The following is a 25,959-nucleotide window of genomic DNA, read 5'->3' as shown; positions in this document are numbered from 1 at the left end:
TTGTTGTGATAAATATAAAAGATATAAATTATGCACCTAATATTAGTGAAATAAGCAGTTATATTGAAAACCCTATATTTGATGAGTTCTATCAGTATATGAACGATAAATATAAAGCGGTTTGCAAAATCGAATACAGTAAAGATGTCTGGGCACGCGGCTGGAATGTGAAGTTTAGAAAATCTGGAAAATCATTGTGTGTTATCTATCCTAAAAAAAACTATTTTACTGTGTTGGTGGTCGTGGGTAATAAAGAGAAAGAACGTGTTGAAAACTTGTTACCTAGGCTTTCTGAATATATACAGGAAATCTATCACAATACTAGAGAGGGAAATGGACAAAAGTGGCTTATGATAGATTTAAATTCTAAGGATAACGCATATCAAGATGTATTAAGACTTGTTGATATTCGTTATGCCCTAAAAGGTGTAAACCCGTAATTTGATTGTTTCCATATAGATTAAATCCGCCTTTATTTGTTGACGTCGATGTAGCTGTATAAAGTAAACTTTGATATGCCAAAGTACTTGGCGACTTTATCACCGGATTTTGTGATCAGAAAGGCTCCGGCATCATTTAAAAACTGAATAGCTCTTACTTTTTCTTCTTTGTTCATCAGAGCCGCTGGTTTTCCGACCAATGAGACAGACTGTTCGATCAGACTGTCCAGCATGTCGTGAACGTTTCCTACGATGGCGGTGGGCTCATCCTGTTTTTGTTCCTCCACATGCATCAGAGACTGGAGGGAAGCGTCGATCATTAAGAGAGCGCTGATATCATAATTGATGGCCACGATATAGTGGACTTCTCCGTCCTCCCCTTTTACAAATGTCGTTGTGGATTTTAAGATTTTGCCGTCGGATGTCTTGATCTGATATGCATAGTGGTCCTTGATGTCTTCCGGATCTCTGTGAAGTGTCTCTAAAACGACGGCGGAAGGGCCGTCTCCTAATTTCCCTTTGGTGACGTGTCCGTTTTCGATGTGTACGATGGTATGGTCCATATCCTTACTTGTAAGGTCATGGATGATGACTTCGCAGTCCTTGCCGAACTGCATGGCGATCGTATGCGCCATTTGCTTTAATAGTTCCAGTTCCGGATTCATATTGATCACTCCTTTTCTGAGTGTTTAGGTTGCCTGATAAGTTAATCTTAGCACGTTTTTTTAGGATTGCAATAAAAAATACAAAAACTTTTAGATATCAAAAAAGTGTTTTGTATACATGATCCTGAATGACCATGATATTTTTATGGCGCTCAGGAAAATGAAAGAGATCAGCGGCATCACAGGCGTCCACTGCGAAAATGCGGAAATGATCGACGCGCTGACAGAAGAGGCGAAAAAGAGAGGGGATTTAGGAGCCGATGCTCACCCGAGAGTGAGGCCCGGCGGGGCGGAGGCAGAGGCAGTCAACCGTCTCCTGGCGATCGCGAAAGAGGTGGATATTTCGGTATTCGTAGTCCATCTCACATGCAGGGAGGTGCTCTGGGAAGGACTGAGGACAGGAAAGAGCCAGACAGTGTCCACGGACCACTGCAGTTTTACGGTGGAAGATAAGAATATGGGAAAGGATGATTTTACCGGGATTCCAAACGGAATGCCGGGGGTGGAAACCAGAGCCGTTTTATTTTATACTTATGGAGTGAGATCAGGCAGACTGACACCCCAGCAGATGTGCCGGGTGCTGTCAGAGAACCCTGCGAAGCTTTACAGCCTTTATCCTGAGAAAGGCTGTATACTCGAATGACGGACGGAGGAACAGTCATGAAGGAGAAACAAGGAAAATTTATAAAGAGAGGACCTCATATGTTATGAAGCCAATCGTTGTAAGAGGCGGCGGGGATATCGCCACCGGAACGATCTGTCAGCTGAGCAGGGCCGGATATCCCGTTCTTGTCCTGGAGACAGAACATCCGTCTGCTATCCGCAGGCAGGTGGCCTTCTGTGAAGCCGTATATGAAGGAACTGCATCCGTGGAGGGGCTGACAGCCGTGTGTGCAGATTCTTTGAAAAAAGCCATGGACATGGTAAGTCCTTCAAGGCCGGTGGTATTTATCGACCCGGAGGGGGATTCTATCAGGGAGATAAAACCCGATGTGGTGGTGGACGCCATTCTCGCAAAGAGAAATCTGGGAACCAGCCGGGACATGTCGGGGCTTACCATCGGACTGGGACCGGGATTCAGCGCAGGAGAGGATGTGGATTATGTGATCGAGACTATGCGGGGCCATAATCTCGGAAGGATCATTGAAGAAGGCACCGCCATGGCTGACACAGGCGTCCCCGGAAAGATCATGGGGTATGGAAAGGAAAGAGTCATCCACGCTCCGGCAGGAGGACTTCTGTATGGGCGGACAGAGATTGCCGCACAGGTAAAAAAGGGCGATGTCATTGCTGTGATCAAAGAAGACGGCGGCACGGAGGTGCCTGTATTTGCATCTCTTAACGGCATCGTCCGGGGACTCATCCGGGACGGCTACCCGGTGAAAAAAGGATTTAAGATCGCGGATATTGATCCGAGGATCGAAGAAAGAGACAACTGTTTTACGATTTCAGATAAGGCAAGATGCATCGCCGGCAGTGTACTTAGGCTTGTATGTGCCGGAGAGAAAGGACAGCTAAGAAGGTGAAGACTATGAAGAAAGTGCGGGTTCAGGACGCGGTTGGCATGGTGCTCTGCCACGACATGACAGAGATTGTGCCGGGAAGGTTTAAAGGCCGGGCATTCAAAAAGGGCCATGTAGTGATGGAAGAGGATATCGAAAAGCTATTGGATATTGGCAAACGCTATCTCTATGTTTGGGACTTGGAAGAGGGATATGTTCACGAGGATGATGCGGCGAAGCGGATGGTAAAGGCCGCCGCCGGAGCCAATATTTCTTACGGAGAACCGGAAGAAGGGAAAATAGAGCTCAGGGCATCCTGCCGGGGTGTCTTAAGGATTAACATTGATCTTTTGTACGAGTTAAACAGCTTAAAGGATGTCTGCTTTTCCACCATTCACTCCGGAAAAACAGTGGAAGAGGGAAAGGTTCTGGCAGGTACGAGGGTGATCCCTCTGGTGACAGAGGAAGACATGCTTTTGCGGTTTGAGAAACTCTGTGAAGAGAAAGGCCCGATGATCGAAGTCCTGCCGTTTCATCACACCAGAATCGGGATTGTGACCACAGGGTCCGAGATTGCAGACGGGCGCATCGAGGATAAATTCGGCCCGGTTCTTAAAAGAAAAGCAAAAGATCTGGACGGGGAAATCATCGGACAGGTGTTTCCCGGAGATGAGAAAGAGGAGATTACGAAAGCAATCTTTCGTTTCATAGAACAGGGGGCAGGAATGGTGCAGGTTTCCGGCGGCATGAGTGTGGACCCGGACGATGTGACGCCCTCTGCCATCAGAGACTGCGGCGGTGAGGTTGTCACTTACGGAAGCCCTGTACTCCCGGGAGCTATGTTCATGCTTTCCTATGTAAAAGGAATTCCGGTAGTGGGACTTCCGGGATGTGTCATGTACTCGAAACGCACGGTGTTCGACCTGGCCGTGCCGAGACTTCTGGCCGGGGAAAAGCTGACGAGAGAGGATTTTATAAAAATGGCACACGGAGGATTTTGTATGCAGTGTGATCCGTGTACTTATCCGGACTGTGGATTTGGAAGGTAGGAGAGATGAACGATTTTTCACATTTTGATGAAAACGGAAACGCCGTGATGGTGGATGTGTCGGACAAAGAGAATACAAGAAGGGAAGCTTCTGCCCAGGGCAGAATCTTTGTCGGAAAAGAGGTCTATCAAAAGATCAAAACGAAGCAGGTAGAAAAAGGTGATGTACTTTCGGTGGCCAGGATCGCAGGCATCATGGGCGCGAAACAGACCAGCAGTCTGATTCCTATGTGCCATGTGCTGCTGATTCACAAATGCAGCGTAGACTTTGAGATGCGGGAAGAAGATTATTCGATCAGGGCCGTCTGTACAGTGAAGACAACGGGAAAGACCGGAGTGGAGATGGAAGCGCTCACAGGGGTGCAGATCGCACTGCTGACCATTTATGACATGTGTAAGGCAGTCAGCAAGTCCATGTCTATGGGAGACATTCATCTTCTTGAGAAATCCGGAGGAAGAAGCGGATCATTCCGTTATGTTTCAGAGGATATGGCAGAAACGGAGGACAGCAGTGGGAAAGATTGAGGCAATCTGTATCAGTGAAAAAAAGGGGACTGTAAAACGTCCGGTAGAAGAAGCACTTCTCGTTGAGGAGTTTGGAATCCGGGGGGATGCCCACGCCGGAAAATGGCACCGGCAGGTCAGTATTCTCGGATATGAGAAAATAAAAGAGTTTACCGAGCAGGGAGGAAAAGTGGAGGACGGGGACTTCGGGGAAAACCTCATTGTATCCGGAATCGATGTGGACAGTCTTGCCGTGGGCGACCGTCTCCTGGCGGGGGATGTGGTCCTGGAAGTGACCCAGAGGGGGAAGGAGTGCCACAGTCACTGCGAAATATACAAAAGGGTCGGAAAATGCATTATGCCGACAGAGGGCATTTTTCTGAGAGTGGTGTGCGGAGGGACTCTCCGGGTAGATGATCAGATCATAAGAGCATGAGGAGAAGAAACATGGCATATAAAATAGCAGTTATCACATTGAGCGACAAAGGCGCATCGGGTGAGCGCCGGGATGAAAGCGGTCCGCTGATCCGAAAGATGACAGAGGCGGAAGGCTATGAAGTAGTTTCGGCTGAAATCCTCCCGGATGGGATAGAACCGCTGAGAGGAAGACTCATAGAGATCTGTGACCGGCACACGGCGGATCTGATCCTGACCACGGGAGGCACCGGATTTTCAGAGAGGGATCTGACGCCGGAAGCCACACTTGAGGCGGCGGAGCGGCTTGCTCCGGGGATCAGCGAAGCCATGCGCCTTGAATCTTTGAAGATTACAAAGAGGGCAATGCTCAGCAGGGGAGTTTCTGTCATAAGGAAACGTACACTGATCATAAATCTTCCGGGCAGCCCGAAAGCAGTCAAAGAAAATCTGGAATGTATCCTGGACGAACTCTCCCACGGACTGGGTATCCTGTGTGGAAAAGAATCGGAATGCGGACATCCGGGGAAATAGGTATTTGACTGTATACCCTAACATTTGTTATGATAAAAGGACGGGATTATCAATAGTTCCTAAAAATCATGAAAGGATTCGTTATGGGAAAAGTTGCAGTAATTACAGATAGCAACAGCGGAATCACACAGAATCAGGCAGGGGAGTATGGAATCTACGTGCTGCCTATGCCGTTCTATATTGATGAAAAGCTGTATTTTGAGGATATTACCCTGACTCAGGAAGAATTTTATAAGAGACTTGGGGAGGGCGTGGATATCAAGACGTCTCAGCCTGCTCCGGGAGATGTGATGGATTTGTGGAACAAGGTGCTGAAAGAATATGATGAGATTGTCCATATCCCTATGTCCAGCGGCCTGAGCAGTTCCTGTGAGACGGCACATATGCTGGCAGAGGACTTTGACGGCAAAGTCCAGGTAGTGAATAACCAGAGGATTTCTGTCACCCAGAAGCAGTCCGTGCTGGAAGCCAAAAAGATGGCAGAGCAGGGCATGAGTGCGGCCGAGATAAAAAGCATATTGGAAGAACATAAAATGGAGTCATCTATTTTTATAACCGTAGATACATTAAAATATTTAAAGCAGGGGGGGAGGATTACTCCGGCAGCGGCAGCCATCGGCTCTGTTTTGAATATTAAGCCGGTGCTCCAGATCAAGGGAGAAAAGCTGGATGCATTTACGAAGGCAAGAGGAATGAAGCTTGCCAAGAAAAAAATGCTGGAAGCCGTAGAAAAGGAACTGAATGAAATGTTCGGTCCGTCTATGGAAAAGGAAGATGTCATTATTCAGGCCGCCTATACGGGAAGCGGGGAAGAAGCAGCTCTCTGGGCAGAAGAGATCAAAGGCCGTTTTCCGGGACATCACTTTGAGATGGACCCGCTGTCTCTGAGCATCGCCTGTCACATAGGCTACGGGGCATTGGCAATCGCATGGACAAAAACTCTTGTATAATACAAAACAGGAGGTATGAAATGAAAGATACGATTAAAGATTTAAAGGAAAGAAGAAGCATAAAAAAGTACCGGGACAGACAGATCGAGGAAGCGGACCTTCAGGAGATCCTGAAGGCCGGCATGAACGCACCCACAGGCATGGGGATGCAGTCACCGGTCATGGTGGTCATACAGGACAAAGAAACGATTTCAAAATTGTCGAAGATGAACGCTAAATTCCTCGGAAATGAATCGATCGATCCCTTTTACGGAGCTCCGACGGTGATCGTTGTTTTGGCAGACAAAAACCGGTCCACATATGTGGAAGACGGCAGTCTTGTGATGGGGAATCTGATGAATGCTGCACACGCGCTGGGAATCGGTTCCTGCTGGATTCACCGGGCGAAGCAGGAGTTTGAGAGCGAAGAAGGAAGGAAACTCTTGAGACAATGGGGAATTGAAGGAGATTATGTCGGCATCGGCCACTGCATTCTGGGATACCAGGACGGAGAAACACCGAAAGCAAAACCAAGGAAAGAACATTACATTTACAGAGTCTGATCATGAGAGACAAAGAAAAACGCTCCGCTGGTCGTGCACAGATGCGTAAGGAAATTATTTGCCTGCGGCAAATTGCATCTGGCACGCAAAGTTGTCAGGCCCCTCAAAGATTGAGGGGTTGGGGAGTTGAAGTGGGCTTGCCCACTTTGTTCTTCTTTTTATGTTATTTTTCTATCCCGTTTAAGAGCGCGGCGAAATTACCTTCAGGCATGGGTTTGTAGAAATAGTAACCCTGGACCGTGTGACAGCCGATATCCTTTAGAAAATCTACCTGCTCTTTATGTTCAATTCCTTCCGCTACAATCCTTATATGTAATTCCTTTACCATGGAAAAAAGAGAGGGATGAAATACGATTATATCCGGCTGATATATTCACGAATCACCCGGCAGGAGTTTTCAAATTTCTCTTTTTCTTTGTCAGTCAGAGGGATCTCTATGATCTGTTCGATTCCGTCTTTTCCGATGACACAAGGGACACCCGCATGGATTCCGTACTGTCCGTATTCCCCATCAAGCAGGGGAGAGACCGGCAGGACTTTTTTTGAGTCATGGAAAATAGAGCGGACAATCTCTGACAGGGCGATGCCGATACCGAATTCTGTGCTGCCTTTTCCCTCGATCACCTCGTGTCCTGCATTGGCAGTCTCCTTTTCGATCTGTACAAGATCCAGTTTTCCATACCGCACTGGCTCATCTTTCATCCACTGAACCAGAGGTTTGCCAGAAATATGGACCGCAGAAAAAGGTATCATCTGTGAATCGCCGTGTTCGCCCATGACAAAGGCCTGGATAGAATTGCGGTCCAGGTGCATCTTCTGGGAAAGAATCCTTCTTAACCTGCATGAATCCAGGGAAGTTCCGGTGCTGAAACAGCGGTTTCTCGGAAGGCCCAGCTGCTTTCTCAGATAATCCGCCACGATGTCAGCCGGATTGGAAATGCTGATCAGGATTCCCGGTATATGCAGGCCTTGCATGTGAGAGGCTGTTTCTTTCATGATGCGGATAGAATCGTCCAGCATATCCAGACGGGTCTGGCCCGGGAGCCTGGAAACACCGGCGGCCATAACGATGACGTCTGCATCCTCCACATCCCCATAGTCTCCTGTCCGGACAGTGATCTGATGCGGGAGAAAAGAAACCGCATCGTCAAGGTCCAGTGCCTGGCTGTAAGCCTTTTCTCTGTCAATATCTATGTAAACCAGTTCATCAACTTCACCCCGGTACATGAGGCTGAGTCCACACATGGTTCCCACATGTCCCGCTCCGATGATAACGATCTTTCTAAGTTTAAATCCCATAGTCTGTCTCCTTTACAGTCTTGCTTTCATGTGATAAAATCGTAGCACTTTCTATTTTAAAAGTCAACGCAGGGGAGATGATAATATGAAGCATTGTCAGAACGGGATGCACACGGCCGGGAGACAATGGGCGGCATTCCCTGTTATTTGTGTTTCTCCAGCTGCGCCTGATCCCGGCACAGGCGATGCCTGTGCGCTTATGTGCATTTCTCTATGCCATTGCCGTCCTCACAGCTTTTCTGTATCTGCATTCCAGAATCATTAAGAAAAAAGGTATTATAAAACTGTAAGAAAAGGAATGAACAATCTGGCGGTGCAGTTTATCAGGCTATCGGACGGGAAGAAGGACTCAAGGGATAAAGAGGAGCTCATCCGGATGATGTACCATATGAACCAGACGGATAACGGTGAGATCATAGAAAAAATTAAAAGCTTCAGCCGGACGGAGAACCTGGTGTGCAGACTGACTAATCTGGAACACGGCTACTGGTATCCGATGAGCTCTTTCTGATGCTGATGCCGTATTCGGAGGAAAGCATGATGAAGATCAACAACCGTATCCTCGGGACCATTGCGGGGATGGGAGTGACCTTTGTGCTGACCGAAATATTTAAAAGCCTTGGCGGACACTGTACTTCTTGTGAATAAATTTCTTCTCCCCATCACCGCAGAGTCTGATTTTTTAAAAAGTGTAAACAGCCTTCTTGATACTGATGAAAAAACAATGGGGGAAGATCGGCTCCTATATGCGCAGAAGGCAGATTACGCCGAAGAACAACATGATTCTGGGAGAGGACAGGGTATACGGATGCCTTGACGAGGAGCTGTATTTTAATACTCTTGCCATGAACTGCATGGAGACCGTCAATGAACTGAACAAGATTTTCCGGTATAAATAAAGGCTGCGGGATGCTATACCGCGGCATTGTTTCTTTTTGGTTGATTTTATCAACTAAAATCAACTTCAAATCCATTGTAGTATTCCTGTATACGGTTATAATGAACTTGAGGTGATGAATATGAAGGAGTTAAATCTGTCAAATATTTTGGTGAAAAAGAGAAAAGAAAAAGGAATAACCCAGGATCAGCTGGCAGCCTATATCGGTGTCTCCAAAGCATCGGTATCCAAGTGGGAGACCGGGCAGAGCTGCCCGGATATCACGTTTCTGCCCCAGCTGGCGGCCTATTTCAACATGAGTGTCGATGAACTCATAGGATATAAGCCGCAGATGACAAAGGAAGACATACGGAAACTCTATTTAAGACTGGCAAAGGACTTCAGTCAGAAGCCGGCGAAAGAAGTATTTGAGGAATGTGACGGGATCTTGAAAAAATATTATTCCTGTTTTCCTCTTATTATGCAGATGATTATTCTGTACATGAATCATTTTGTCCTGCTGGAGAAACCGGAAGAACAGAAGACCGTAATGAAAACGGCGGCGGATCTCTGCCGAAGAGTGAAAGAAGAAAGCGGTGATGTCCTTCTCTCCTCCCAGGCAAACTCTCTGGAAGCCAGAATGGAACTGCTGGAGGGACATCCTGAAAAGGTGCTGGAACTTCTGGACGAGGAAGTCAGGGCGAATTATTTTGATGAGGGCATCTTGTCGGAGGCGTACCGCATGCTGGGAAATGAGGAAAAGGCCAGGGAGACAGTACAGATCAGTCTGTATCAGAATCTGGTGGGCGTGATGTCATTTATGATACAGGAACTGACCCTGTATGAAAAAGATGAAGAAAAGTTTGAAATGCTTGTCCAGAGAGGCAGTCAGATCGCAGAGGCATTTGAACTGGACCTTCTGTACGTAAATGCAATGGCACAGTTATACTTTGCGGCCGCAGTGGGGTATATGGGACAGAAAAAAGAAGAAAAAGCACTCGCCATGCTTGAAAACTATGAGAGAGTCTGCCTGAACAATCTTCTGCCGTACACACTGCATGGAGATGATTTCTTTGATCTGGTCGATCCATGGCTGAATGAAATGTGTCTGGGAGTCCAGGCACCGCGGGAAGCAAAGCTGATCAAACAGTCAGTGATAGACGGGTTCAAACATCCGGCATTCGAGCCGCTCACAGGAAACCCCAGGTTTGAAGAGATTGTAAAACGCATACAAAAAGAATGGAGGTTATGACGATGAATGAGTTGATGGAATATATGCCTTTTTTAATCCCTGTGATCATATTGGAACTGGTGCTGATGGTGACCGCCCTGGTACATGTGGTGAGACATCCGGATTACCGGTTTGGGAACCGTATATTCTGGATATTAATTGTCATGTTTATACAATTTTTAGGACCGGTCGTGTATTTTGTGTTTGGAAGAGGGGATGAATGATGAATGTGCTGGAGATTCAACATCTTTCAAAACAGTTTGGAACCCATCAGGTGTTAAGGGACTTAACTTTTCAGGTGCCGGAGCACTCTGTATATGGATTTTTAGGCCAGAACGGAGCTGGAAAGACGACGACCATGAAGATCATCCTCGGGCTTTTAAAAGCTGACAAAGGGGAAGTGAAGGTGTTGGGAGAAACGGTTCGCTACGGTTTCGCAAAGACAAACCGCAGAGTGGGATATCTGCCGGATGTGCCTGAATTTTACGGGTATATGAAGGCAGAGCAGTACCTGCGTCTGTGCGGGGAGATCACAGGGCTTTCAGCAAAAGAGATTTGTTCAAGAAGCGAAGAACTTCTCAGTCTGGTAGGACTTTCAGAGGAAAAGAAAAAAATTCGCGGATACTCCAGAGGTATGAAACAGCGTCTGGGCATTGCACAGGCACTGCTCAACGAGCCCGGGCTTTTGATCTGCGATGAGCCGACTTCCGCCCTGGACCCTCTGGGACGAAAGGAGATCCTGGATATCCTTTCAAAAGTCAGAGAAAAAACAACGGTATTATTTTCAACCCATGTGCTGTCCGATGTGGAGAGAATCTGTGACCGGGCGGCAGTGCTCAAAGACGGAAGCCTGGCCCTTTCGGGGAGCCTTGAAGAACTGAAGGCACAGCACAGGAAAGACAGCCTCTGTCTGGAGACGGGCACACCGGGAGGACAAAAACTGCTGGAATCTGAATTTCAGAAGAAGGGCTATGTTTTCGGGGTAGAGAAAAAGAATGGAGTTTTAATTTTCCACACATCGGATATGGCCCGTTTGGAGACAGAGCTTATGATCTGCATGACAGAGCACAATATATGTCCGCTGAAAATGGAAGTGCAGAAGCCGACCCTGGAAAACTTATTTATGGAGGTGATATCATGAGGGCGTACTGGGCGTTTACGAAAAAAGAGCTGCTGGAAAGTATCTGCACTTATAAATTGCTGATCCTCGGATGTATTTTTCTGATGTTTGGTTTTATGAATCCTTTTATAGCAAAGATTACCCCGGAGCTTGTGAAAAGCTTTATGCCCGGAGGCATCAGCATTGATCTTCCGGCTCCCTCGGCGGCGGATTCCTGGATGCAGTTTTTCAAAAATGTGCCTCAGATGGGGCTTGTGGTTTTAGCCATTCTCTTTTCCGGAATGATGGCAGGCGAGATCCAAAAAGGAACTTTGATCTTAATGGTCACCAAGGGGCTTTCCCGGACGGCGGTGCTCTGTTCAAAGTTTACGGTGGCAGTCCTTCTGTGGACAGTATCCTATGCGGTGTGCACGGGAGTAACCTATGGATATACAGTTTATTTCTGGAAAACGAAAGACATTGATCATCTGATGCCTGCGCTCCTGGGGGTATGGCTGTTCGGGGTACTGCTGCTGGCCTCAGACCTTTTGGGCAGCGTGATTTCAAAGAGCAGTTATTCTAGCCTTTTATTTACCGGAATTATGGTAGCTGTGATGTTTCTGCTGAATATCGTTCCCAGGATCCGGAAATTTAATCCTATGCGTCTGGTATCCGAGCCATACGGATTGATTACCGGGGCTCTCAAAACCTCGGATTTTTCCAGGAGCTTTCTGATGACGGGAGTACTCCTCCTGATCCTTTTGGTTTTATCGGGCATTGCCTTTCAAAAAAAACAGCTTTAAGGGAAATCAGATGAATAAAGAAGGCTTTTGGAGAATAGCCCATTTTATTCGAAGAACACCTTTCCTGCAGATATTATGTCCATTTTCTACATGATTGGAGTGAGGCATTCTAAGAGCCAAACGGAAATCATGTGGAAAATGTCATGGGTTTTTCAAGGACTGTTGAAGAAAGAGCAATCAGAATTTGGTGAGGTAAACAGATATGAGAAGAGTTAGTTTGTTTATTGCAATGAGTCTTGACGGATATATTGCAGATAGCAATGGCAAAGTTGATTGGTTAGAAGGACAAGGCAGCAACAATGAAAATATTGATACTTATTCAGAGTTTGTAAAAGACATTGATACGATTTTGATGGGGTGGAATACTTATCATCAAGTAGTTACTGAACTTTCTCCAAATAAATGGATATATGACGATTATACAACCTATGTCATTACACATAACGAGCTTGCTTCATCTGAGAAAATCAGGTTTATAAATGAAAATCCTGTTGAGTTAATACATCATTTGAAAGAAGGAAATGGAAAAGATATTTGGATCTGCGGTGGTGCAAACCTGATTCAACAGTTCATAAATAAAAACTTGATTGACCGTTATTATATTACTGTAATTCCAACACTCTTGGGTTCAGGTACGCGTCTATTTGAAAATGGGAAACAGGAGATAAAGCTGAAGTTACTTAAAACACAATCATATAATGGCATCATAGATTTGGATTATATACGAAGATAAACTCCGATTTGCCGAGTAAAAAATATGAATTAAGCTACAAATAATGAACAATCATAAGTACACCCATAGGGCACACCGTATTTTATACCCTTCGGGTGGACGCGTTCCGCGCAATAAGCTATAGTAAAAGGGAGGTTAGAAAATAAAACTTGGGAGAAACTAAGAATGAAAAGGATAGGAAAAGAGGAGCCGCTGTCCGAAGCCTTTGGAATCCGCGACGGTATCCTTTCCGTAGTGGGAGCCGGGGGAAAGACGACATCAGTATTTAAGATCGCAGGAGAACAGGAAGAGATGGGAAAAAGGGTCCTGGTGACGACCACCACTCACATGGAAATTCCGGGGAGGGAGACCGTGCTTTCCGGAGATGCGGATGATATTATACCGAGACTGAAGCCGGGCCGGACCGTTACAGCAGGACTCCGTGACGGAGAAAAGATGAAGGGGCTGCCAAAAGAAGTCTTTAAGGCAGCCTCCTCTTTTGCTGACGTTACCATAGTGGAGGCGGACGGAGCAAAGAGAATGCCGGTAAAGGCCAGAAATGAAACAGAGCCGGTCATACCGGAGGAAACGGACCAGATTCTGATCGTGGCAGGGATGAGTGCTCTCGGGAACCCAATAAAGGATGTGTGCCACCGGCCGGAACACGCGTGTAAAATTCTTGAAAAATCTGATGAAGAATTTCTTAATTATGAGGATATTATGAAGCTGATCCGTATGGAATATGTTATAATGCTCAGAAAACAATACCCGGATGCGGACCTTCTTATTCTGCTGAACCAATGTGACACAAAGGAGCGGATGGATCAGGCTGCCCGCATCGGTATCTGTTTTGACAGCCAATATCCGGTCATTTTACGTTAGAGGAGTTCACATGTTTTTAAAGCAGGTATTGATCCAGGCCATGGATCTCGGAAAAATGATGTTGATAAGCGGAGCCGGTGTTTCCAGAGTGGAAGACACTATCGAGCGCATCTGCCTTGCATACGGAGCGAGGGAAGTTGAGGCGTTTACGATCACATCCAGCATAGTGGTCACGGTGACTACGGAAGACGGAGATGTGTTTACCCAGACTAAAAGAATTAAATACTACAAGACGGATTTTCATAAATTAGACCGGTTAAATGATCTTTCCAGATATGTGTGCAGGGAGAAGCCGGATATTTCTTATCTGGAGGAAAAGCTTTCGGACATTCGTCAGGAGCACATTTACAGCCTGCCGGTGCAGTGTCTGATTGCATCTCTGATCGCAGGAACATTTGCAGTCTTTTTCGGCGGAGGATTTGTGGAAGGGATCATAGGGGCCCTATGCGGTGCGGCAGTCTGGTGGCTGATGGCTTTTCTTCAAAAGCTGGATTCCAATATTATGTTTTCAGACTTTACTGCAGCTTTTATGGTGGCCACTATTGCATATATACTGGCGCATCTGGGGGCCACCAGAGATTACGGCACGATCATCATAGGAAATATCATGCTTCTTGTACCCGGGGTGGCTTTTGTCAATTCTATCCGGGATATTATAGGAGGAGACGTGATGGCGGGTATGATACGGCTTTGTGAAGTGGTGGTGACCGCTGTATTTCTTGCGGCTGGTTCCTTCACCGCACTTGTACTGTGGGGAGGTGTCTTATGATAGTACAGGCGATCCAGGTTCTTTCTTCGTTTATCGGAGCTCTCGGCTTTTCTATTTTATTTAATGTGAGAGGAAAGAAGTTATTTTTTGCCGGTTTGGGGGGGCTTGTCTCATGGACGGTCTATCTGGTCATGGCTTCCCTGACCACGAGTACATTTCTGCCGAACTTCGTCGCATCCATGGCGGCGACCGTTTATGCGGAGGCACTTGCCAGACTGGCCAAGAGCCCAGCCACTATATTTTTGATCGGGGCCATCATTCCCCTTGTGCCGGGAGGGCAGCTTTACTATACGATGAATTATGCAGTTGCAAAAAACTGGGGGCTGTTTGCCATGTATGGGCAGAGAACCCTGATCATCGCCATGGCAGTGTCCGGTGGGATTATGATGGTATCCTCCGTATACCGATTGTACAATGGCCTGGTATTCAGCCGGGTCAAAAAGAAGAAACAGACAGGCAAAAAAGAAAACAATCCCGAATGACAGGGGTTGTTTTTTTCTCAGGAAAGACCTTGTCACGCTAGTGCATGAAAGTCTTTCCCGAGAGATGAAGCGGGCTTGCCCACTTTCTTCTCCGCTACGCTAAGTATCGGAAAAGCTGAATAAACAGGGAACTGAATTTAAACAGCAGCTTTTTGGAATTCTCTGGTTCTTTTTGGGTCACTCCCTGTTTTGGAAAATACTGTTCTTTTTTATTTATTTCAAGGGACTGGTCCTTCAACTTGTCCATGTTTGTTCTGAGTTCTCTGTTTAATTCGGGGCTGTCCAGCACGAGCATAGTCTCAGTGTCCAAATATGTGCTCCTCATGTCAAAGTTATAGGAGCCGATCACTGACAGCCGGTCATCGATGGCAATGGACTTGCCGTGGCAGGAGTGGTCTCCGAAAAATTCGTAGACCCTGGGGCCTGTTTTAAGGACCTTTGAACGGTTTCTTGTATAGTCTGAGGAAGCGATGAAATTATCACCCACGGCTGTGGAGTTCACCAGCATTTCTACGTTCGGGACTTTCCCGGTCAGTTCCTCCATTCCCTTATACATATCTTTGGAGAAAACCGCATATGGTGTCTGGATCGTGACATCTTTTTTTGCAGTCAGCATGAGCTGCTGCATCGTATACCACACATAAGGCTCCTTATTGCCGATATGGACCGGGTTTGTCACAAAGGAAGCCTTTTTTACAGGAACGGTCTGTTTTACCCAGTCCGTTTTCGAAGGAAGCTTCTTTTTAATGGACTGGTAACGACGAGAGAGATATTTGATCTCACTCTTTGTCTTTTCTCTCTGGGGATCTCCCTCAAAAACTGTCTTGCAGTCTGAGGAATTCCAAACTCTTTTAAAATAAGAAAGGACCTGTGGAATAGCCCCGTTCTTTTGTTCCGGTTTTTTGGAATACAGAAGCACTTCCCGGTCATAGCCGATGCTTCCCCGGCTGTCATCTCCGATGAAATAGTCAAACATGTTCCGCCCTCCCATCAGAAGGAGCGAATCGTCCGCAACCACATACTTGTCATGAAGCCTTCCATTGATTGTCCACGGCTTTAAAAAATTCGGTTCGTTATAAAACCGGATTTCTATGTTTGGATGGCTTCCTGCTGCCTGGAATACTGATTTGCCGTTCATGTGCAGCATTCCGTAGAGCCCGTCCACTAAAATCTGTACTTTGACCCCGCGGTCGGCGGCATTAATGAGAGCCGCAAATGTATCGTCAGTGCTCTTTCCTTCCCGTATGTCGAAGGTAGAGATGATGATGTTCTTTTTTGCTTCCCGGAACATGGCAAGTCTTGTGTCCAGAGCGCCCATGTTTGTCTCGACTATGCCGGCCCGCTCCCTGCCGGGGCCCGAACCGTAAAACGCCGGGACATCGACTGTTTTTTTGTAGGAATCGCTAACTGTCTTCTGGAATGCAAAGGGCAGGCATGCCCCTGCCGCCTCATAAAGAAGGATCAGCAGTATGAAAAGCAGAATCCATCTGCCTGTTTTTCTTTTTGTCTTCGTCATATGTTCACCTTTTTCTTTCGCATATTTTTCATCTATTGTACCGCACCGGATATTGTTTTACAATATTCCAAAAAAATGAGCTTTACAGCTTTGGCCTTATCTTTGTTTCTGGATAATACAGGGGGTTGTTTTTTTGAGTCAATGGCATATAATCAAACTAACTCATGAACCGGAACAGTCAATGGAAGGAGGCTGTTTTGAACGAAAAGTTTTTGAAACTTCCCGAAGAAAAACAAAGAAAGATCATTTATGCGGCGATCCGGGTATTTGCGGAGAAAGAATATAAGCATGCCTCCACAGACAGGATGGCAGAACTGGCCGGCATATCAAAGGGACTGCTGTTCTTCTACTTTAAGAATAAAAAATCATTGTATCTTTATGTCTATGATTATCTGATTGGCCTGATCGTGAGGCAGCTGGAGGATATGGATTTCAAAGAAGAACATGACTTTTTTAAACTGTTTGAACTTTCGATACGGGTGAAATCCACTCTGCTGAAGGATAACCCATATATCCACGGGTTCCTTCTGAAGGCCAGATATGAAGAAAATGAGGCGGTGAGGCAGGAACTTTCAGATAGAAACAAGACCTTTTTAGAGGAGATGTTTCCGCGGTGGTTTCCGGAGGTGGATTTTTCGAAATTTAAGGAAGATGTGGACCCCTGGGACGTGTTTATGCTGCTCTACTATTTGGGAGACGGATATTTGAGAGAGGCGGTGTGCAGAAAAGATTTTGATCTTGACCGGGTGTGCGAAGACTATGAGCGCTGGATGGACTGGATAAAGAAAAGCGTCTACCGAAAGGAGTATCTATGAATACGATTGAAATGAAACACCTGACAAAGGATTATGGAAATCAGAGGGGTATCTTTGATGTCACATTTTCCGTGAAAAAGGGAGAAGTGATGGGATTCCTCGGTCCCAACGGAGCCGGAAAGACTACGACGATCCGACATCTCCTTGGATTTTCCACCCCGAATCACGGAACCTGTACGATCAACGGAATGGACTGTTTTCATAAGGCAAAGGATATTCACAGATCCCTCGGTTATCTGCCGGGAGAGATCGCATTTATGGATGATATGACGGGAAAGCAGTTTCTGAAGTTCGCCGCGGACCTGAAAGGCATGAAGAATAAGGGCAGGATGCAGGAGCTCATGGATATGTTTTCTCTGGACCCGGGAGGCAGGATCAAAAAAATGTCCAAGGGAATGAAACAGAAGATCGGCATTGTATGTGCATTCATGGATTCTCCGGATCTCTACATATTGGATGAACCTACGAGCGGGCTGGACCCTCTGATGCAGAATCAGTTTGTGGAACTGATCCTGGAGGAAAAGAAGAGGGGAGCGACGGTTCTCATGTCCTCCCATATGTTCGAGGAGGTGGAGAGGACCTGTGACCGCACGGCGATCATCAGAGAAGGAAGGCTTGTCGCCGTGGAAGACATGGGAACACTTGGAAAGAGCAAGCAGAAGGTCTTTATGGTCACCCTGGGTTCGAAAGCGGAGGCAGAGGCATTTTCCAGGGAGATGAACGGGGTGAGGCAGACCGGGGAGAACCGGGTCACGGTCGGTGTCAGGGGAGAACTCTCGGAGTTCATCAGATGTTTAGGAAAATACCGGGTCTTAAATCTTGCGGAACAGAAGCAGACCCTGGAAGACTTGTTCCTGCATTTTTACGGGGGTGATTCTCATGAATAATATATTTGTTATGCCGCTCTTGAAACGGGAAATAAAATCCAATTACAAAGTGTTTCTGATCATCGCAGCCGTGGCCTCCATGTATATCAGCGTCATGGTCTCCATGTTTGAACCCGATCTCGGGAAAATGCTGGCGGAGTTTGAAAAGGCGATGCCGGGGCTCATGTCAGCCGCAGGGATGACAAATCCCGGGACGACTCTTCAGAGCTTTTTAAAAACCTATTTATACGGCTTTTTTATGTTTGTGCTGCCTATGATATATGAGCTGTTTACTGCCAATAAGCTGGTGGCCGGATATGTGGACAGGGGTTCTATGGCATCCATCCTCTCCGCGCCTCATTCCAGGAGAAAAGTCGTCCGAACACAGGGGTTCTTCCTGACAGCCAGCGTGTGCCTGATGATCTTATATATCACGGTGCTGGGCATTGTCTGCTCTGAGATGATGTTTCCGGGGGACCTGGGAATCGCAGAATTTCTCAGTTTAAATGCGGGTCTGCTCTGTCTTCATATATGTATCAGCGGATTTTTCTTTTTTATGTCCTGTATCTGCAATGATACTCGCAGGTCCACAGGTATTGGAGTCGGAGTATTTCTTGTTTTTTATCTTGTACAGATGCTCTCAAATATGGGGGATAAGCTGGAAAATCTCAAATATGCCACAATTTTTACTTTATTTGATGGAGATGCTCTTTTAAGAGGAGAAAGCCGGGCAATTGTCATGTCAGGGATTCTGCTGATGATTGGGATTCTGTTTTTTGAATTGGGGAAATACCGGTTTCAAAAAAGAGATCTGCCGCTTTGACAGAAGATATTTTCTTAACACGGCAGGACTCCAGTGATATAATAGGGGACAGAAAACAAATTTTAGAAAAGAGGAACTGACATGTTAGGAAAATTGGGAAGAAATGATGCCTGCTGGTGCGGCAGCAATAAGAAATATAAAGTCTGCCATATGGCTTCGGACGAAAAAATAGAGGCATTCGCGCGGCAGGGACATATTGTGCCGCCGAGATTTATTCTCAAAAACAGGGAACAGATCGAAGGAATCCGGGAAAGCGGAAAGATCAATACCGCAGTCCTCGACTATGTAGCAGAACATATCAGGGAAGGAATGACCACAGAGGAGATCGACCGGCTGGTTCACGATAAGACTGCGGAACTTGGGGGTATCCCGGCTCCTTTGGGATATGAAGGTTTCCCGAAAAGCGTATGCACTTCCATCAATGAGCAGGTGTGCCATGGCATCCCTTCTGAGGATATTGTGCTGAAGGACGGAGATATCATCAATGTGGATGTGTCAACGATCTATCATGGATATTTTTCGGATTCATCAAGGATGTTCTGCATCGGAAATGTAAGTGATGAAAAGAAGAAGCTTGTGGATGTGACGAAAGAGTGTGTGGAACTTGGGCTTGCACAGGTGAAACCGTGGGGCTTCATGGGAGACATGGGCCAGGCGGTCCACGATCACGCAGTCAAGAATGGATATTCGGTCGTGCGGGAGATCGGCGGACACGGTGTCGGGCTGGAGTTTCACGAGGAGCCGTTTGTCAGCTACGTCACGAAAAAGGGCACGGAGATGCTTTTGGTCCCGGGCATGGTATTCACCATTGAACCCATGGTCAACATGGGAACCGATGAAGTCTACACTGATGGAGGAGATAACTGGAGCGTCTACACGGCAGACGGCCGTCCGTCCGCCCAGTGGGAGATCCAGGTGCTCGTGACAGAGACGGGATATGAAGTACTGGCTTATTAGGAGGTGTCTGTTTGTCTGCATATGAATTGTTGTTTGAAATGCTCGGAGAGAGGGGAAAAGTTTTGAGTGCCACCATTGTCTCCGGCCCGATGGCAGGAGAAAAATGTATTTACACTCAGGAGGAGATGCATGGAGAGCATTTCTGGAAGGAATTTCTTACTGAACTCAGGAGGGTGGAGCAGACAGAGACTGTTTCGATTGGGAAACGTGAGATTTTTGTGGAGCTCTTTCAAAAAGCCCCCAGGCTCGTTATTTTAGGAGGAGGCCATGTGTCACAGCCGGTCTGCCAGATCGGAAAGATTCTTGGATTTGACATAACGGTGGTGGATGACAGAGAAGAGTTTGTTACGAAAGACAGGTTTCCGTGGGCAGACCGGCTGCTCTGCTGTGATTTTGACTGTCTGCCGGATGAACTGTTCAGATATGAGAATACATTTTATGTGGCGGTGACCAGGGGACATCAGGGAGACCGGGCCTGCGCAAGAAAGGTCTTATCTCATCCCCATGCATATTTCGGCATGATCGGCAGCCGCACGAAAGTAAAGATTACAAAAGATGCCCTGTTAGAAGAAGGGTTTTCCGGCGAGAAGGTAGAGTCTATGCACTCACCGATCGGTCTGCCCCTTGGTGGACAGCTGCCGGAGGAGATCGCCGTGAGTATCATGGCAGAGATCGTGAAAGAAAAGAACCGCCGCCATACCGGCTTTGCGGATATGGATGTGGCAAATGCGGTCCTTGGAGGAGAACACGGAGTCATGCTGACGATACTTTCAAAGAGTGGATCTTCTCCGAGAGGGACAGGAAGCAAGATGTTCCTGGGAGAAGGAGGAACATCTTATGGAAGCATCGGGGGAGGCAGCGTCGAATATACCGCATGCAGGGATGCCGGACACGTATCTGGCGTACAGGTAAAGGAATATGACCTCTCGGCAAAAGATGCCTCTGACCTTGGAATGATCTGCGGCGGGCATGTCCGGGTCCTGTTTGAAAGGATATAGAGATGAAGATTCACATGATCCTGCTGGCCGCAGGGTTTGGCCGCCGCTTTGGGTCCAACAAGCTCTTGTATGAGATCGGCGGTAAACCTATGTACAGGCACACACTGGATGTGATGCTTTCGCTGGCCCGGGAATTGAAAGACGCAGACGTGACTGTGGTGACCCGCTATGAAGAAATTTACCTGGATGCAAAAGAGAGCGGTGTGCTCTGCCTGATGAACCGGCACAGCGAACAGGGGATATCATCCTCTGTTCAGATCGGGCTGAAAGCCAATCTGCATCCGCGGGAGGATGCATACTATCTTTTCTTTACGGCTGACCAGCCGGAACTGAAAGAGGAGACGGTCAGGAAATTCCTGTCTGCTTTTTTGCGGGCGGGAAAAGGAATCGGCTGTCTCTCGGAAGATGGAATTCCGAAAAACCCGTGTGTGTTTCACAGCTGTTACGTGAAGGAACTTCTCTCCATACAGGGAGACCGGGGAGGCAAGCAGGTCGTAAGAAGCCATTCTGAAGATGTGTTTATATTTGAGGCCGGAGGACGGGAACTGAGGGATATCGATACATTGGATCAGCTGGAAAATTAAAAAGTGGATTTTACAAAGGATAAAAGCCGTGTAAAATCCACTTTTGTTTATTTCATAAAAAGAAATTTGTCTTTCGGAAACCTGAGAAAGATCGTATCCTTTTTTATCTGGTCGTTCCAGAGAGTTTTAGGTAGTTCAAAGCGCAGTCCCGTCCAGTCTCCGGACTTTTTATTCTGCTTTTCCCGAAAGAGAAGAATCATGGAAAAGGTATCTTCAATGATGTCCGTAACCGTACATTCCATTGTGTTGGGCAGAGACGCATCCAGTTCGATGGAAAAGTAATGGGCCCGGAAACCGGCGTATCTGATATCTTTTGGAACAGGGACGGAAGATGTCAGGACAATGTTCCAGTCGGACGCAAAAAATGTGTGGTCATCGATATACTCTGCATGAGAAATATTTTTGCATCCTGTAAGAAGCGCGGCTTCCAGAGATTCCGGATTCTGAAACAATTCTTTTTTGCGCTGTACGGTCTTTAGGCGGCCATTTCCCATGACGGCGATCCGGTCGGACATCCGGTAGACTTCGTCTCTGTTGTGCGAGACGAACAGGGCGGTTCCGGGAAAGTCCCGTATGATGTGCATCAGTTCCTGCTCCAGCTGCCATTTCAGATAATCATCCAAAGCCGAAAAAGGTTCGTCCAGCATGATCAGAGAAGGCCTGGATGCCAGCATCCTTGCCAGAGCCGTGCGCTGCTGCTGGCCGCCGGAAAGCTGGGAGGGATAATGGTCTTCGAGGCCGGATAAATAGAACTTTTCAACCCATGAGCCTACAAAAGACCTGTCCCTGGAAGTCAGCCCACAGGCAATATTTTCACGCACCGTCATGTGGGGAAATAAGGCATAAGTTTGAAACAGATATCCTATCTTCCGGTCCCTCACGGGCAGATTGATACGCTTTTGGGAGTCAAATAAAACTCTGCCGTCCAGAACGATCCGTCCCCGGTCCGGTGTCTCGATTCCGGCAATGCATTTCAGAGTCAGGCTTTTTCCACAGCCCGAAGCCCCCAGAATAGAAAGTATTTCATTGCCTGCTTCAAAAGAAGTCCTAAGATGAAACCCAGGCAGATGTTTTTCAATATCTACATAAAGACTCATTTTGCTGCTCCTTTCCGCCGTGCAAAGCGCACCTGGAAAGATGTACAGAAGTTCATGGCGAGCATCATCACAAAGGAAAAACAGACGATGATCATGACCCAGAGATAGGCACTCTCACGGTCGCCTGCCTGCACTGCCGTGTATACGGCTACGGACATGGTCTGGGTTTTTCCGGGGATATTGCCTGCGATCATGATGGTGGCTCCGAACTCGCCGAGAGCCCTTGCAAAGGAAAGAATTGTTCCTGCAAGGATGCCCGGCCATGCCAGGGGGATGATGATCTTTCGGAATATTTTTCCCTCTGTCATTCCCAGGGTTCTGGCTGCATACAGATATTCCTGATCGATCTGTTCAAAGGCGCCGCGGACCGTGCGGTACATCAGCGGAAATGAAACTGCAGTTGAGGCGATGACCGCACCCTGCCAGGAAAATATAAAGGAAAACCCAAACTGAGAAAAGAACTGCCCTACCAGGCTGTTTTTTCCGAAAGCCAGCAGCAGGAAAAAACCGACGACTGTTGGGGGCAGGACTAAAGGCAGAGTAAACAGGCCGTCGATGACAGCCTGTCCGTGTTTCAGCTTTACAACGGTCCGGGCAGCACAGATACCCAGTACAAAGGTAAATATGGTAGCCGGAAGGGCTACTTTTAGAGAAATCCACAGTGGTGACAGATCGAACATTATTTTATCCTTTGGAAGCCGTAAGACTCGAACAGCTTCAGTATTTCATCGGTTTTTAAGTAATCTACAAACTTCTGGGCTTCTTTCTGATGTCTGCTGTCTTTTAACACGGCCACCGGATAGATCACAGGGTCGGCGGCTTTCTTCGGAGCCTCACAGACTACTTTGATCTTCTTCGATATTTTCGCATCCGTCATATAGACGACTCCGCAGTCCACTTCGCCGCTTTCTACCCATGTGAGAACCTGGCGGACATCGCTTCCATAGTTTGCCTTCTTCTTTATTTTATCCAAAATGCCAAGTTTTTGAAAGACTCCTTCTGAATATTGTCCGACCGGGACTGCTTTAGGCTCACCCAGTGCCACTTTTTTTACGCCTGAATCTGCCAGGTCTTCAAAGGTTTTAACGGATGTCTTGCTGCCTTTTGGGACGATCAGTACAAGCTTGTTTTCCAGCAGATTCGTGCGGGATTTTTTATTGATCAGGTTCTTTTTTGAGAGAGCATCCATCTGTTTTTGGGCAGCCGACATAAAAACATCTGCGTCCGCGCCCTCTTCAATCTGTGTCTGAAGTGCGCCGGAACTTCCATAGGAAAAGCGGAGTTCTACATTGGGTTCCTTTTCTTTATATTTCTCGGCGATGTCCTCTGTCACATCCGTAAGACTGGCGGCTGCGGGAATGGTCAGTGTGGCAGTTTTTTCGGAAGTATTTTTGTCTTCGGAACTGCATCCCGACAGGGCCGCAGTTCCCAGCACTGCGGCAGCCAGCACAGCAAATATTTGTTTTTTCATTTAATATTGTATCCTCCTGTACTTCGTTTTTACATCTTTACTTTACCTGAAAAAGGAAAGCTGTTTTATTTGAAAAGTAAATAAAAGGTTGAAACTTCTTTTGGGAGGGAGACGCTGCGGTGAAATTCCAGCTATTCATAGATAAAAACTATAAATGAGTGAGGAGGCCGGGTTCATAGATTCAAATAACAGGGAAATTGCGGGGATTGATATGGACGAAAAAATAGAAAATCAGCTGAACCTTTCTCTGAGTCTGACTCCTGAAGAACGGGAGAAGAGCAGAGACTTGGATGTGGGGTATGACAGGCAGCAGAATCTGTGGGAATTGATCATCAGGTATATAGGTGAGATCAGTCAGATTCCGGTTCCGGAAGGGGGAAGGCTGGAAGCCTTGAGCAATGAATATGCCATAGCTTATCTGCCTGAGGAATCCATCGATGCTTTTTCAAACCTTCCCCAGGTTATTTATATGGAAAAGCCTAAAAACCTTCTTCTGAGTGATCAGGCGGGGATTGCCGCCTCCTGTATTCTGTCGGTAAGGGATGGACAAAAGGGTCTCCACGGCGATGGAACCTATGTGGCTGTGATCGATACGGGCATCGATATTTTTCATCCGGATTTCATCGATGACCAGGGAAACACGGTGATTGAAATTTTATGGGATCAGACGATTCCGGGGCATCCGCCGGAAGGTTTTTACGAGGGGAGTGTATACACAAGGGAAGAGATTAACCGCGCGCTGAAGGCACCGGCGGCAGAGGGCAGGGATATTGTACTAAGCAGAGATACCAACGGGCACGGGACTCATGTGGCTTCCATCTGTGCGGGAAGGCAGGGAGTTGCAGACAGATCCGCTCTGATTGTGGTGAAGCTTGGAAATGCGACGGAACAGGGGTTTCCCAGAACGACACAGCTGATGACGGCTCTGGAGTACGTGATCCGTTACGCTGAGGCGAAGGGAAAGCCGGTCAGCGTAAATTTAAGCTATGGGAATAATTATGGAGATCACAGGGGAAATTCCCTGCTTGAAACATATATCAGCCAGATGGCAGGTCAGTGGCAGACCGCCGTCTGCATTGGAACAGGAAACGAGGGAGCATCAGGCAGGCACAGGCAGGGATGTTTAAGGCAGCCGGAAGATGTGATCTTTGCAGTGGCACCTTATGAACAGAGCCTGAATTTGCAGCTGTGGAAAAACTATGTGGATGAATTCAGATTGTGGCTTCAAAGTCCCTCAGGAGAGCGAAGGGAGATTCAGGACCAGGAGGGAAGGACTGACTACCGGTTTGGGACGACAACGGTCTATGTCTATTATGGCTCTCCGACTCCGTATAACAGGCTTCAGGAAATCTATTTTGCCTTTGTACCGCAGGGCGGCGAAATCGAGAGCGGTCAGTGGACCATTGTGATGGAACCGGGAAGGATCGTCAGGGGGGACTATTACATGTGGCTGCCTGTATCCGCCGGGACCAATGAGGGAACCAGATTTTTAGAACCCAGCCTGGATCTGACGCTGACGATTCCTTCTACGGCAAGAAGTGTTATATCTGTGGGAGCCTACGATGTATTTTATAATTCTTATGCATCTTTTTCCGGAAGGGGAGACCTGAATATCTGCATGGAAAAACCGGATGTCACGGCACCGGGAGTGGGAATTCTGGGGGCAAGTCCCGGCGGCGGGAATACAAGAATGAGTGGAACTTCCATGGCAACGCCGTTTGTGACGGGCAGCGCGGCACTTTTGATGGAGTGGGGGATTGTGAGAGGGAATGATCCATTTTTATACGGAGAGAAGATCAAAGCATACCTGCAGAAGGGAGCAAGGGAACTTCCTGGATTTAGTGAGTATCCGAATTCGCAGGTGGGGTATGGAAAACTGTGTGTGAGGGACAGTCTGCCGATATAGAGTCTGTTTGAAAAAAGTCGGGGGAAAGGGGAATGACAGGAATAAAACGGGACAGTAAAGGACTTCTCTGATTATGAAAGCAAAGTAACTGATGAACTTGTGGTTTATGTGAAGTCTATGACTAAAATAGATACTAAACGGAAATTTTTATATGTGATTTTTTAAAATTACAA

Annotated in this window: 32 protein-coding genes and 1 pseudogene; 26 read left to right on the top strand and 7 right to left on the bottom strand. The window is 47.1% G+C overall.

Annotation, left to right across the window (positions count from 1 at the left end; translation table 11 throughout):
* The first annotated feature begins 5 nt into the window (after nucleotides 1-5).
* The gene (locus CI597_RS00210) at nucleotides 6-440 is read left to right on the top strand and encodes a DUF3788 domain-containing protein (protein WP_024726882.1); all 435 of its coding nucleotides are present in this window, start codon (nucleotides 6-8) and stop codon (nucleotides 438-440) included.
* 32 nt (nucleotides 441-472) lie between these two features.
* On the opposite strand, the gene CI597_RS00205 is transcribed toward CI597_RS00210, so the two are convergent.
* Nucleotides 473-1,105: a helix-turn-helix transcriptional regulator gene (locus CI597_RS00205; RefSeq protein WP_024726883.1), complete on the bottom strand. Its 633-nt coding sequence runs from the start codon at nucleotides 1,103-1,105 to the stop codon at nucleotides 473-475.
* A 124-nt stretch (nucleotides 1,106-1,229) separates the two neighbouring features.
* Here CI597_RS00205 and CI597_RS00200 point away from each other — a divergent pair.
* The 8 genes and pseudogenes from CI597_RS00200 to CI597_RS00165 all read left to right on the top strand — a co-directional run.
* A pseudogene (locus tag CI597_RS00200) lies at nucleotides 1,230-1,816 on the top strand (dihydropyrimidinase); the annotation flags it as partial.
* Nucleotides 1,813-2,631 carry a selenium-dependent molybdenum cofactor biosynthesis protein YqeB gene (gene yqeB, locus CI597_RS00195; protein WP_024726884.1) on the top strand — a complete coding sequence of 273 codons (819 nt, stop codon included), beginning with the start codon at nucleotides 1,813-1,815 and terminating at the stop codon, nucleotides 2,629-2,631. The pseudogene CI597_RS00200 and the gene yqeB, both read left to right, overlap by 4 nt.
* Nucleotides 2,632-2,636: 5 nt before the next feature.
* Entirely contained in the window at nucleotides 2,637-3,656 is a 1,020-nt protein-coding gene (locus CI597_RS00190) for a molybdopterin-binding protein (RefSeq protein WP_024726885.1), read from the top strand.
* Nucleotides 3,657-3,661: 5 nt separating this feature from the next.
* Entirely contained in the window at nucleotides 3,662-4,180 is a 519-nt protein-coding gene (gene moaC, locus CI597_RS00185) for a cyclic pyranopterin monophosphate synthase MoaC (protein WP_024726886.1), read from the top strand.
* On the top strand, nucleotides 4,167-4,595 hold the full coding sequence (locus CI597_RS00180) for an MOSC domain-containing protein (RefSeq protein WP_024726887.1): 429 nt from the start codon (nucleotides 4,167-4,169) through the stop codon (nucleotides 4,593-4,595). Before moaC ends, CI597_RS00180 begins: the two co-directional genes overlap by 14 nt.
* Nucleotides 4,592-5,107, top strand: coding sequence for a MogA/MoaB family molybdenum cofactor biosynthesis protein (locus CI597_RS00175; RefSeq protein WP_034548995.1), 516 nt, complete (start codon nucleotides 4,592-4,594; stop codon nucleotides 5,105-5,107). Before CI597_RS00180 ends, CI597_RS00175 begins: the two co-directional genes overlap by 4 nt.
* Before the next feature lie 83 nt (nucleotides 5,108-5,190).
* Nucleotides 5,191-6,057, top strand: a complete 867-nt coding sequence (locus CI597_RS00170) for a DegV family protein (RefSeq protein ID WP_024726889.1) — start codon at nucleotides 5,191-5,193, stop codon at nucleotides 6,055-6,057.
* A gap of 20 nt (nucleotides 6,058-6,077) precedes the next feature.
* Nucleotides 6,078-6,599: a nitroreductase family protein gene (locus CI597_RS00165; RefSeq protein ID WP_024726890.1), complete on the top strand. Its 522-nt coding sequence runs from the start codon at nucleotides 6,078-6,080 to the stop codon at nucleotides 6,597-6,599.
* A gap of 163 nt (nucleotides 6,600-6,762) precedes the next feature.
* On the opposite strand, the gene CI597_RS19295 is transcribed toward CI597_RS00165, so the two are convergent.
* Nucleotides 6,763-6,927 carry an EAL domain-containing protein gene (locus CI597_RS19295; RefSeq protein ID WP_081723791.1) on the bottom strand — a complete coding sequence of 55 codons (165 nt, stop codon included), beginning with the start codon at nucleotides 6,925-6,927 and terminating at the stop codon, nucleotides 6,763-6,765.
* Between the two features lie 26 nt (nucleotides 6,928-6,953).
* Entirely contained in the window at nucleotides 6,954-7,898 is a 945-nt protein-coding gene (locus CI597_RS00155; protein ID WP_024726891.1) for an L-lactate dehydrogenase, read from the bottom strand.
* A 298-nt stretch (nucleotides 7,899-8,196) separates the two neighbouring features.
* On the opposite strand from CI597_RS00155, the gene CI597_RS18055 reads away from it, so the two are divergent.
* The 10 genes from CI597_RS18055 to CI597_RS00105 all read left to right on the top strand — a co-directional run bounded on the left by CI597_RS18055 (nucleotide 8,197) and on the right by CI597_RS00105 (nucleotide 14,753).
* Nucleotides 8,197-8,409, top strand: coding sequence for a hypothetical protein (locus CI597_RS18055; protein ID WP_024726892.1), 213 nt, complete (start codon nucleotides 8,197-8,199; stop codon nucleotides 8,407-8,409).
* Between the two features lie 202 nt (nucleotides 8,410-8,611).
* Nucleotides 8,612-8,797 (top strand): hypothetical protein, encoded by a 186-nt coding sequence (locus CI597_RS18050; protein ID WP_186992423.1) that lies wholly within the window; start codon nucleotides 8,612-8,614, stop codon nucleotides 8,795-8,797.
* 120 nt (nucleotides 8,798-8,917) lie between these two features.
* Nucleotides 8,918-10,027: a helix-turn-helix domain-containing protein gene (locus CI597_RS00145; protein ID WP_235824510.1), complete on the top strand. Its 1,110-nt coding sequence runs from the start codon at nucleotides 8,918-8,920 to the stop codon at nucleotides 10,025-10,027.
* A 2-nt stretch (nucleotides 10,028-10,029) separates the two neighbouring features.
* Nucleotides 10,030-10,230, top strand: coding sequence for a PLDc N-terminal domain-containing protein (locus tag CI597_RS00140; protein ID WP_024726904.1), 201 nt, complete (start codon nucleotides 10,030-10,032; stop codon nucleotides 10,228-10,230).
* Nucleotides 10,230-11,147, top strand: a complete 918-nt coding sequence (locus CI597_RS00135) for an ABC transporter ATP-binding protein (protein ID WP_024726905.1) — start codon at nucleotides 10,230-10,232, stop codon at nucleotides 11,145-11,147. Before CI597_RS00140 ends, CI597_RS00135 begins: the two co-directional genes overlap by 1 nt.
* On the top strand, nucleotides 11,144-11,908 hold the full coding sequence (locus CI597_RS00130; protein WP_024726906.1) for an ABC transporter permease: 765 nt from the start codon (nucleotides 11,144-11,146) through the stop codon (nucleotides 11,906-11,908). Before CI597_RS00135 ends, CI597_RS00130 begins: the two co-directional genes overlap by 4 nt.
* Before the next feature lie 202 nt (nucleotides 11,909-12,110).
* Nucleotides 12,111-12,641, top strand: a complete 531-nt coding sequence (locus CI597_RS00120; protein ID WP_024726908.1) for a dihydrofolate reductase family protein — start codon at nucleotides 12,111-12,113, stop codon at nucleotides 12,639-12,641.
* Nucleotides 12,642-12,806: 165 nt separating this feature from the next.
* Nucleotides 12,807-13,502: a selenium cofactor biosynthesis protein YqeC gene (gene yqeC / locus CI597_RS00115; protein WP_024726909.1), complete on the top strand. Its 696-nt coding sequence runs from the start codon at nucleotides 12,807-12,809 to the stop codon at nucleotides 13,500-13,502.
* A gap of 10 nt (nucleotides 13,503-13,512) precedes the next feature.
* Entirely contained in the window at nucleotides 13,513-14,271 is a 759-nt protein-coding gene (locus CI597_RS00110) for a threonine/serine exporter family protein (protein ID WP_024726910.1), read from the top strand.
* Nucleotides 14,268-14,753 carry a threonine/serine exporter family protein gene (locus tag CI597_RS00105; protein ID WP_024726911.1) on the top strand — a complete coding sequence of 162 codons (486 nt, stop codon included), beginning with the start codon at nucleotides 14,268-14,270 and terminating at the stop codon, nucleotides 14,751-14,753. The genes CI597_RS00110 and CI597_RS00105 overlap by 4 nt, the downstream gene beginning before the upstream one ends.
* A gap of 94 nt (nucleotides 14,754-14,847) precedes the next feature.
* Here the strand turns inward: CI597_RS00105 and CI597_RS00100 are convergent, their stop codons facing one another.
* Nucleotides 14,848-16,269 (bottom strand): phospholipase D family protein, encoded by a 1,422-nt coding sequence (locus CI597_RS00100; RefSeq protein ID WP_024726912.1) that lies wholly within the window; start codon nucleotides 16,267-16,269, stop codon nucleotides 14,848-14,850.
* Between the two features lie 197 nt (nucleotides 16,270-16,466).
* Between CI597_RS00100 and CI597_RS00095 the strand changes: the two genes are divergently transcribed.
* From CI597_RS00095 to CI597_RS00070, 6 genes are all read left to right on the top strand, one after another.
* Nucleotides 16,467-17,084 carry a TetR/AcrR family transcriptional regulator gene (locus CI597_RS00095; RefSeq protein ID WP_024726913.1) on the top strand — a complete coding sequence of 206 codons (618 nt, stop codon included), beginning with the start codon at nucleotides 16,467-16,469 and terminating at the stop codon, nucleotides 17,082-17,084.
* Nucleotides 17,081-17,971 carry an ABC transporter ATP-binding protein gene (locus CI597_RS00090; protein WP_024726914.1) on the top strand — a complete coding sequence of 297 codons (891 nt, stop codon included), beginning with the start codon at nucleotides 17,081-17,083 and terminating at the stop codon, nucleotides 17,969-17,971. The genes CI597_RS00095 and CI597_RS00090 overlap by 4 nt, the downstream gene beginning before the upstream one ends.
* The gene (locus CI597_RS00085; protein ID WP_095142854.1) at nucleotides 17,964-18,773 is read left to right on the top strand and encodes an ABC transporter permease subunit; all 810 of its coding nucleotides are present in this window, start codon (nucleotides 17,964-17,966) and stop codon (nucleotides 18,771-18,773) included. Before CI597_RS00090 ends, CI597_RS00085 begins: the two co-directional genes overlap by 8 nt.
* Nucleotides 18,774-18,854: 81 nt before the next feature.
* Complete coding sequence (locus CI597_RS00080; RefSeq protein ID WP_024726916.1) at nucleotides 18,855-19,730, top strand: methionyl aminopeptidase; 876 nt, start codon at nucleotides 18,855-18,857, stop codon at nucleotides 19,728-19,730.
* A gap of 11 nt (nucleotides 19,731-19,741) precedes the next feature.
* A complete protein-coding gene (locus CI597_RS00075; protein WP_024726917.1) occupies nucleotides 19,742-20,728 on the top strand; it encodes an XdhC family protein in 987 nt (328 codons plus the stop codon).
* 2 nt (nucleotides 20,729-20,730) lie between these two features.
* Nucleotides 20,731-21,312, top strand: a complete 582-nt coding sequence (locus tag CI597_RS00070) for a nucleotidyltransferase family protein (RefSeq protein WP_024726918.1) — start codon at nucleotides 20,731-20,733, stop codon at nucleotides 21,310-21,312.
* A 47-nt stretch (nucleotides 21,313-21,359) separates the two neighbouring features.
* Here the strand turns inward: CI597_RS00070 and CI597_RS00065 are convergent, their stop codons facing one another.
* Genes CI597_RS00065 through modA form a run of 3 tightly spaced genes read right to left on the bottom strand, consistent with a single transcriptional unit; the run spans nucleotide 21,360 to nucleotide 23,880 of the window.
* On the bottom strand, nucleotides 21,360-22,409 hold the full coding sequence (locus tag CI597_RS00065) for a sulfate/molybdate ABC transporter ATP-binding protein (protein WP_024726919.1): 1,050 nt from the start codon (nucleotides 22,407-22,409) through the stop codon (nucleotides 21,360-21,362).
* A complete protein-coding gene (gene modB / locus CI597_RS00060; protein WP_024726920.1) occupies nucleotides 22,406-23,089 on the bottom strand; it encodes a molybdate ABC transporter permease subunit in 684 nt (227 codons plus the stop codon). Before modB ends, CI597_RS00065 begins: the two co-directional genes overlap by 4 nt.
* A complete protein-coding gene (gene modA, locus CI597_RS00055; protein ID WP_024726921.1) occupies nucleotides 23,089-23,880 on the bottom strand; it encodes a molybdate ABC transporter substrate-binding protein in 792 nt (263 codons plus the stop codon). The genes modB and modA overlap by 1 nt, the downstream gene beginning before the upstream one ends.
* A 154-nt stretch (nucleotides 23,881-24,034) precedes the next feature.
* Between modA and CI597_RS00050 the strand changes: the two genes are divergently transcribed.
* Nucleotides 24,035-25,786, top strand: a complete 1,752-nt coding sequence (locus CI597_RS00050; RefSeq protein WP_081723794.1) for a S8 family peptidase — start codon at nucleotides 24,035-24,037, stop codon at nucleotides 25,784-25,786.
* Nucleotides 25,787-25,959: the final 173 nt, after the last annotated feature.

Origin of the sequence: Anaerostipes hominis (ex Lee et al. 2021), from assembly GCF_002270485.1 — a bacterium.
In the GTDB taxonomy this organism is placed as follows: Bacteria; Bacillota; Clostridia; order Lachnospirales; family Lachnospiraceae; genus Anaerostipes; species Anaerostipes hominis.
Note: the sequence above shows the minus strand (reverse complement) of the source record. Positions and strands in the feature narration are given on the sequence as shown.

What these genes read in the sequence shown, in the direction of transcription:
- CI597_RS00100 (WP_024726912.1), bottom strand. Translation starts at nt 16,269, where the DNA reads ATGACGAAGACAAAAAGAAAAACAGGCAGATGGATTCTGCTTTTCATA.
- CI597_RS18050 (WP_186992423.1), top strand. Translation starts at nt 8,612, where the DNA reads ATGAAAAAACAATGGGGGAAGATCGGCTCCTATATGCGCAGAAGGCAG.
- CI597_RS00090 (WP_024726914.1), top strand. Translation starts at nt 17,081, where the DNA reads ATGAATACGATTGAAATGAAACACCTGACAAAGGATTATGGAAATCAG.
- CI597_RS00145 (WP_235824510.1), top strand. Translation starts at nt 8,918, where the DNA reads ATGAAGGAGTTAAATCTGTCAAATATTTTGGTGAAAAAGAGAAAAGAA.
- modB (WP_024726920.1), bottom strand. Translation starts at nt 23,089, where the DNA reads ATGTTCGATCTGTCACCACTGTGGATTTCTCTAAAAGTAGCCCTTCCG.
- CI597_RS00110 (WP_024726910.1), top strand. Translation starts at nt 13,513, where the DNA reads ATGTTTTTAAAGCAGGTATTGATCCAGGCCATGGATCTCGGAAAAATG.
- CI597_RS00190 (WP_024726885.1), top strand. Translation starts at nt 2,637, where the DNA reads ATGAAGAAAGTGCGGGTTCAGGACGCGGTTGGCATGGTGCTCTGCCAC.
- CI597_RS19295 (WP_081723791.1), bottom strand. Translation starts at nt 6,927, where the DNA reads ATGGTAAAGGAATTACATATAAGGATTGTAGCGGAAGGAATTGAACAT.
- CI597_RS00070 (WP_024726918.1), top strand. Translation starts at nt 20,731, where the DNA reads ATGAAGATTCACATGATCCTGCTGGCCGCAGGGTTTGGCCGCCGCTTT.
- CI597_RS00165 (WP_024726890.1), top strand. Translation starts at nt 6,078, where the DNA reads ATGAAAGATACGATTAAAGATTTAAAGGAAAGAAGAAGCATAAAAAAG.
- modA (WP_024726921.1), bottom strand. Translation starts at nt 23,880, where the DNA reads ATGAAAAAACAAATATTTGCTGTGCTGGCTGCCGCAGTGCTGGGAACT.
- CI597_RS00135 (WP_024726905.1), top strand. Translation starts at nt 10,230, where the DNA reads ATGAATGTGCTGGAGATTCAACATCTTTCAAAACAGTTTGGAACCCAT.
- yqeB (WP_024726884.1), top strand. Translation starts at nt 1,813, where the DNA reads ATGAAGCCAATCGTTGTAAGAGGCGGCGGGGATATCGCCACCGGAACG.
- CI597_RS00080 (WP_024726916.1), top strand. Translation starts at nt 18,855, where the DNA reads ATGTTAGGAAAATTGGGAAGAAATGATGCCTGCTGGTGCGGCAGCAAT.
- CI597_RS00140 (WP_024726904.1), top strand. Translation starts at nt 10,030, where the DNA reads ATGAATGAGTTGATGGAATATATGCCTTTTTTAATCCCTGTGATCATA.
- CI597_RS00155 (WP_024726891.1), bottom strand. Translation starts at nt 7,898, where the DNA reads ATGGGATTTAAACTTAGAAAGATCGTTATCATCGGAGCGGGACATGTG.
- CI597_RS00170 (WP_024726889.1), top strand. Translation starts at nt 5,191, where the DNA reads ATGGGAAAAGTTGCAGTAATTACAGATAGCAACAGCGGAATCACACAG.
- CI597_RS18055 (WP_024726892.1), top strand. Translation starts at nt 8,197, where the DNA reads ATGAACAATCTGGCGGTGCAGTTTATCAGGCTATCGGACGGGAAGAAG.
- CI597_RS00085 (WP_095142854.1), top strand. Translation starts at nt 17,964, where the DNA reads ATGAATAATATATTTGTTATGCCGCTCTTGAAACGGGAAATAAAATCC.
- CI597_RS00205 (WP_024726883.1), bottom strand. Translation starts at nt 1,105, where the DNA reads ATGAATCCGGAACTGGAACTATTAAAGCAAATGGCGCATACGATCGCC.
- yqeC (WP_024726909.1), top strand. Translation starts at nt 12,807, where the DNA reads ATGAAAAGGATAGGAAAAGAGGAGCCGCTGTCCGAAGCCTTTGGAATC.
- CI597_RS00065 (WP_024726919.1), bottom strand. Translation starts at nt 22,409, where the DNA reads ATGAGTCTTTATGTAGATATTGAAAAACATCTGCCTGGGTTTCATCTT.
- moaC (WP_024726886.1), top strand. Translation starts at nt 3,662, where the DNA reads ATGAACGATTTTTCACATTTTGATGAAAACGGAAACGCCGTGATGGTG.
- CI597_RS00050 (WP_081723794.1), top strand. Translation starts at nt 24,035, where the DNA reads ATGAGTGAGGAGGCCGGGTTCATAGATTCAAATAACAGGGAAATTGCG.
- CI597_RS00105 (WP_024726911.1), top strand. Translation starts at nt 14,268, where the DNA reads ATGATAGTACAGGCGATCCAGGTTCTTTCTTCGTTTATCGGAGCTCTC.
- CI597_RS00175 (WP_034548995.1), top strand. Translation starts at nt 4,592, where the DNA reads ATGAGGAGAAGAAACATGGCATATAAAATAGCAGTTATCACATTGAGC.
- CI597_RS00130 (WP_024726906.1), top strand. Translation starts at nt 11,144, where the DNA reads ATGAGGGCGTACTGGGCGTTTACGAAAAAAGAGCTGCTGGAAAGTATC.
- CI597_RS00120 (WP_024726908.1), top strand. Translation starts at nt 12,111, where the DNA reads ATGAGAAGAGTTAGTTTGTTTATTGCAATGAGTCTTGACGGATATATT.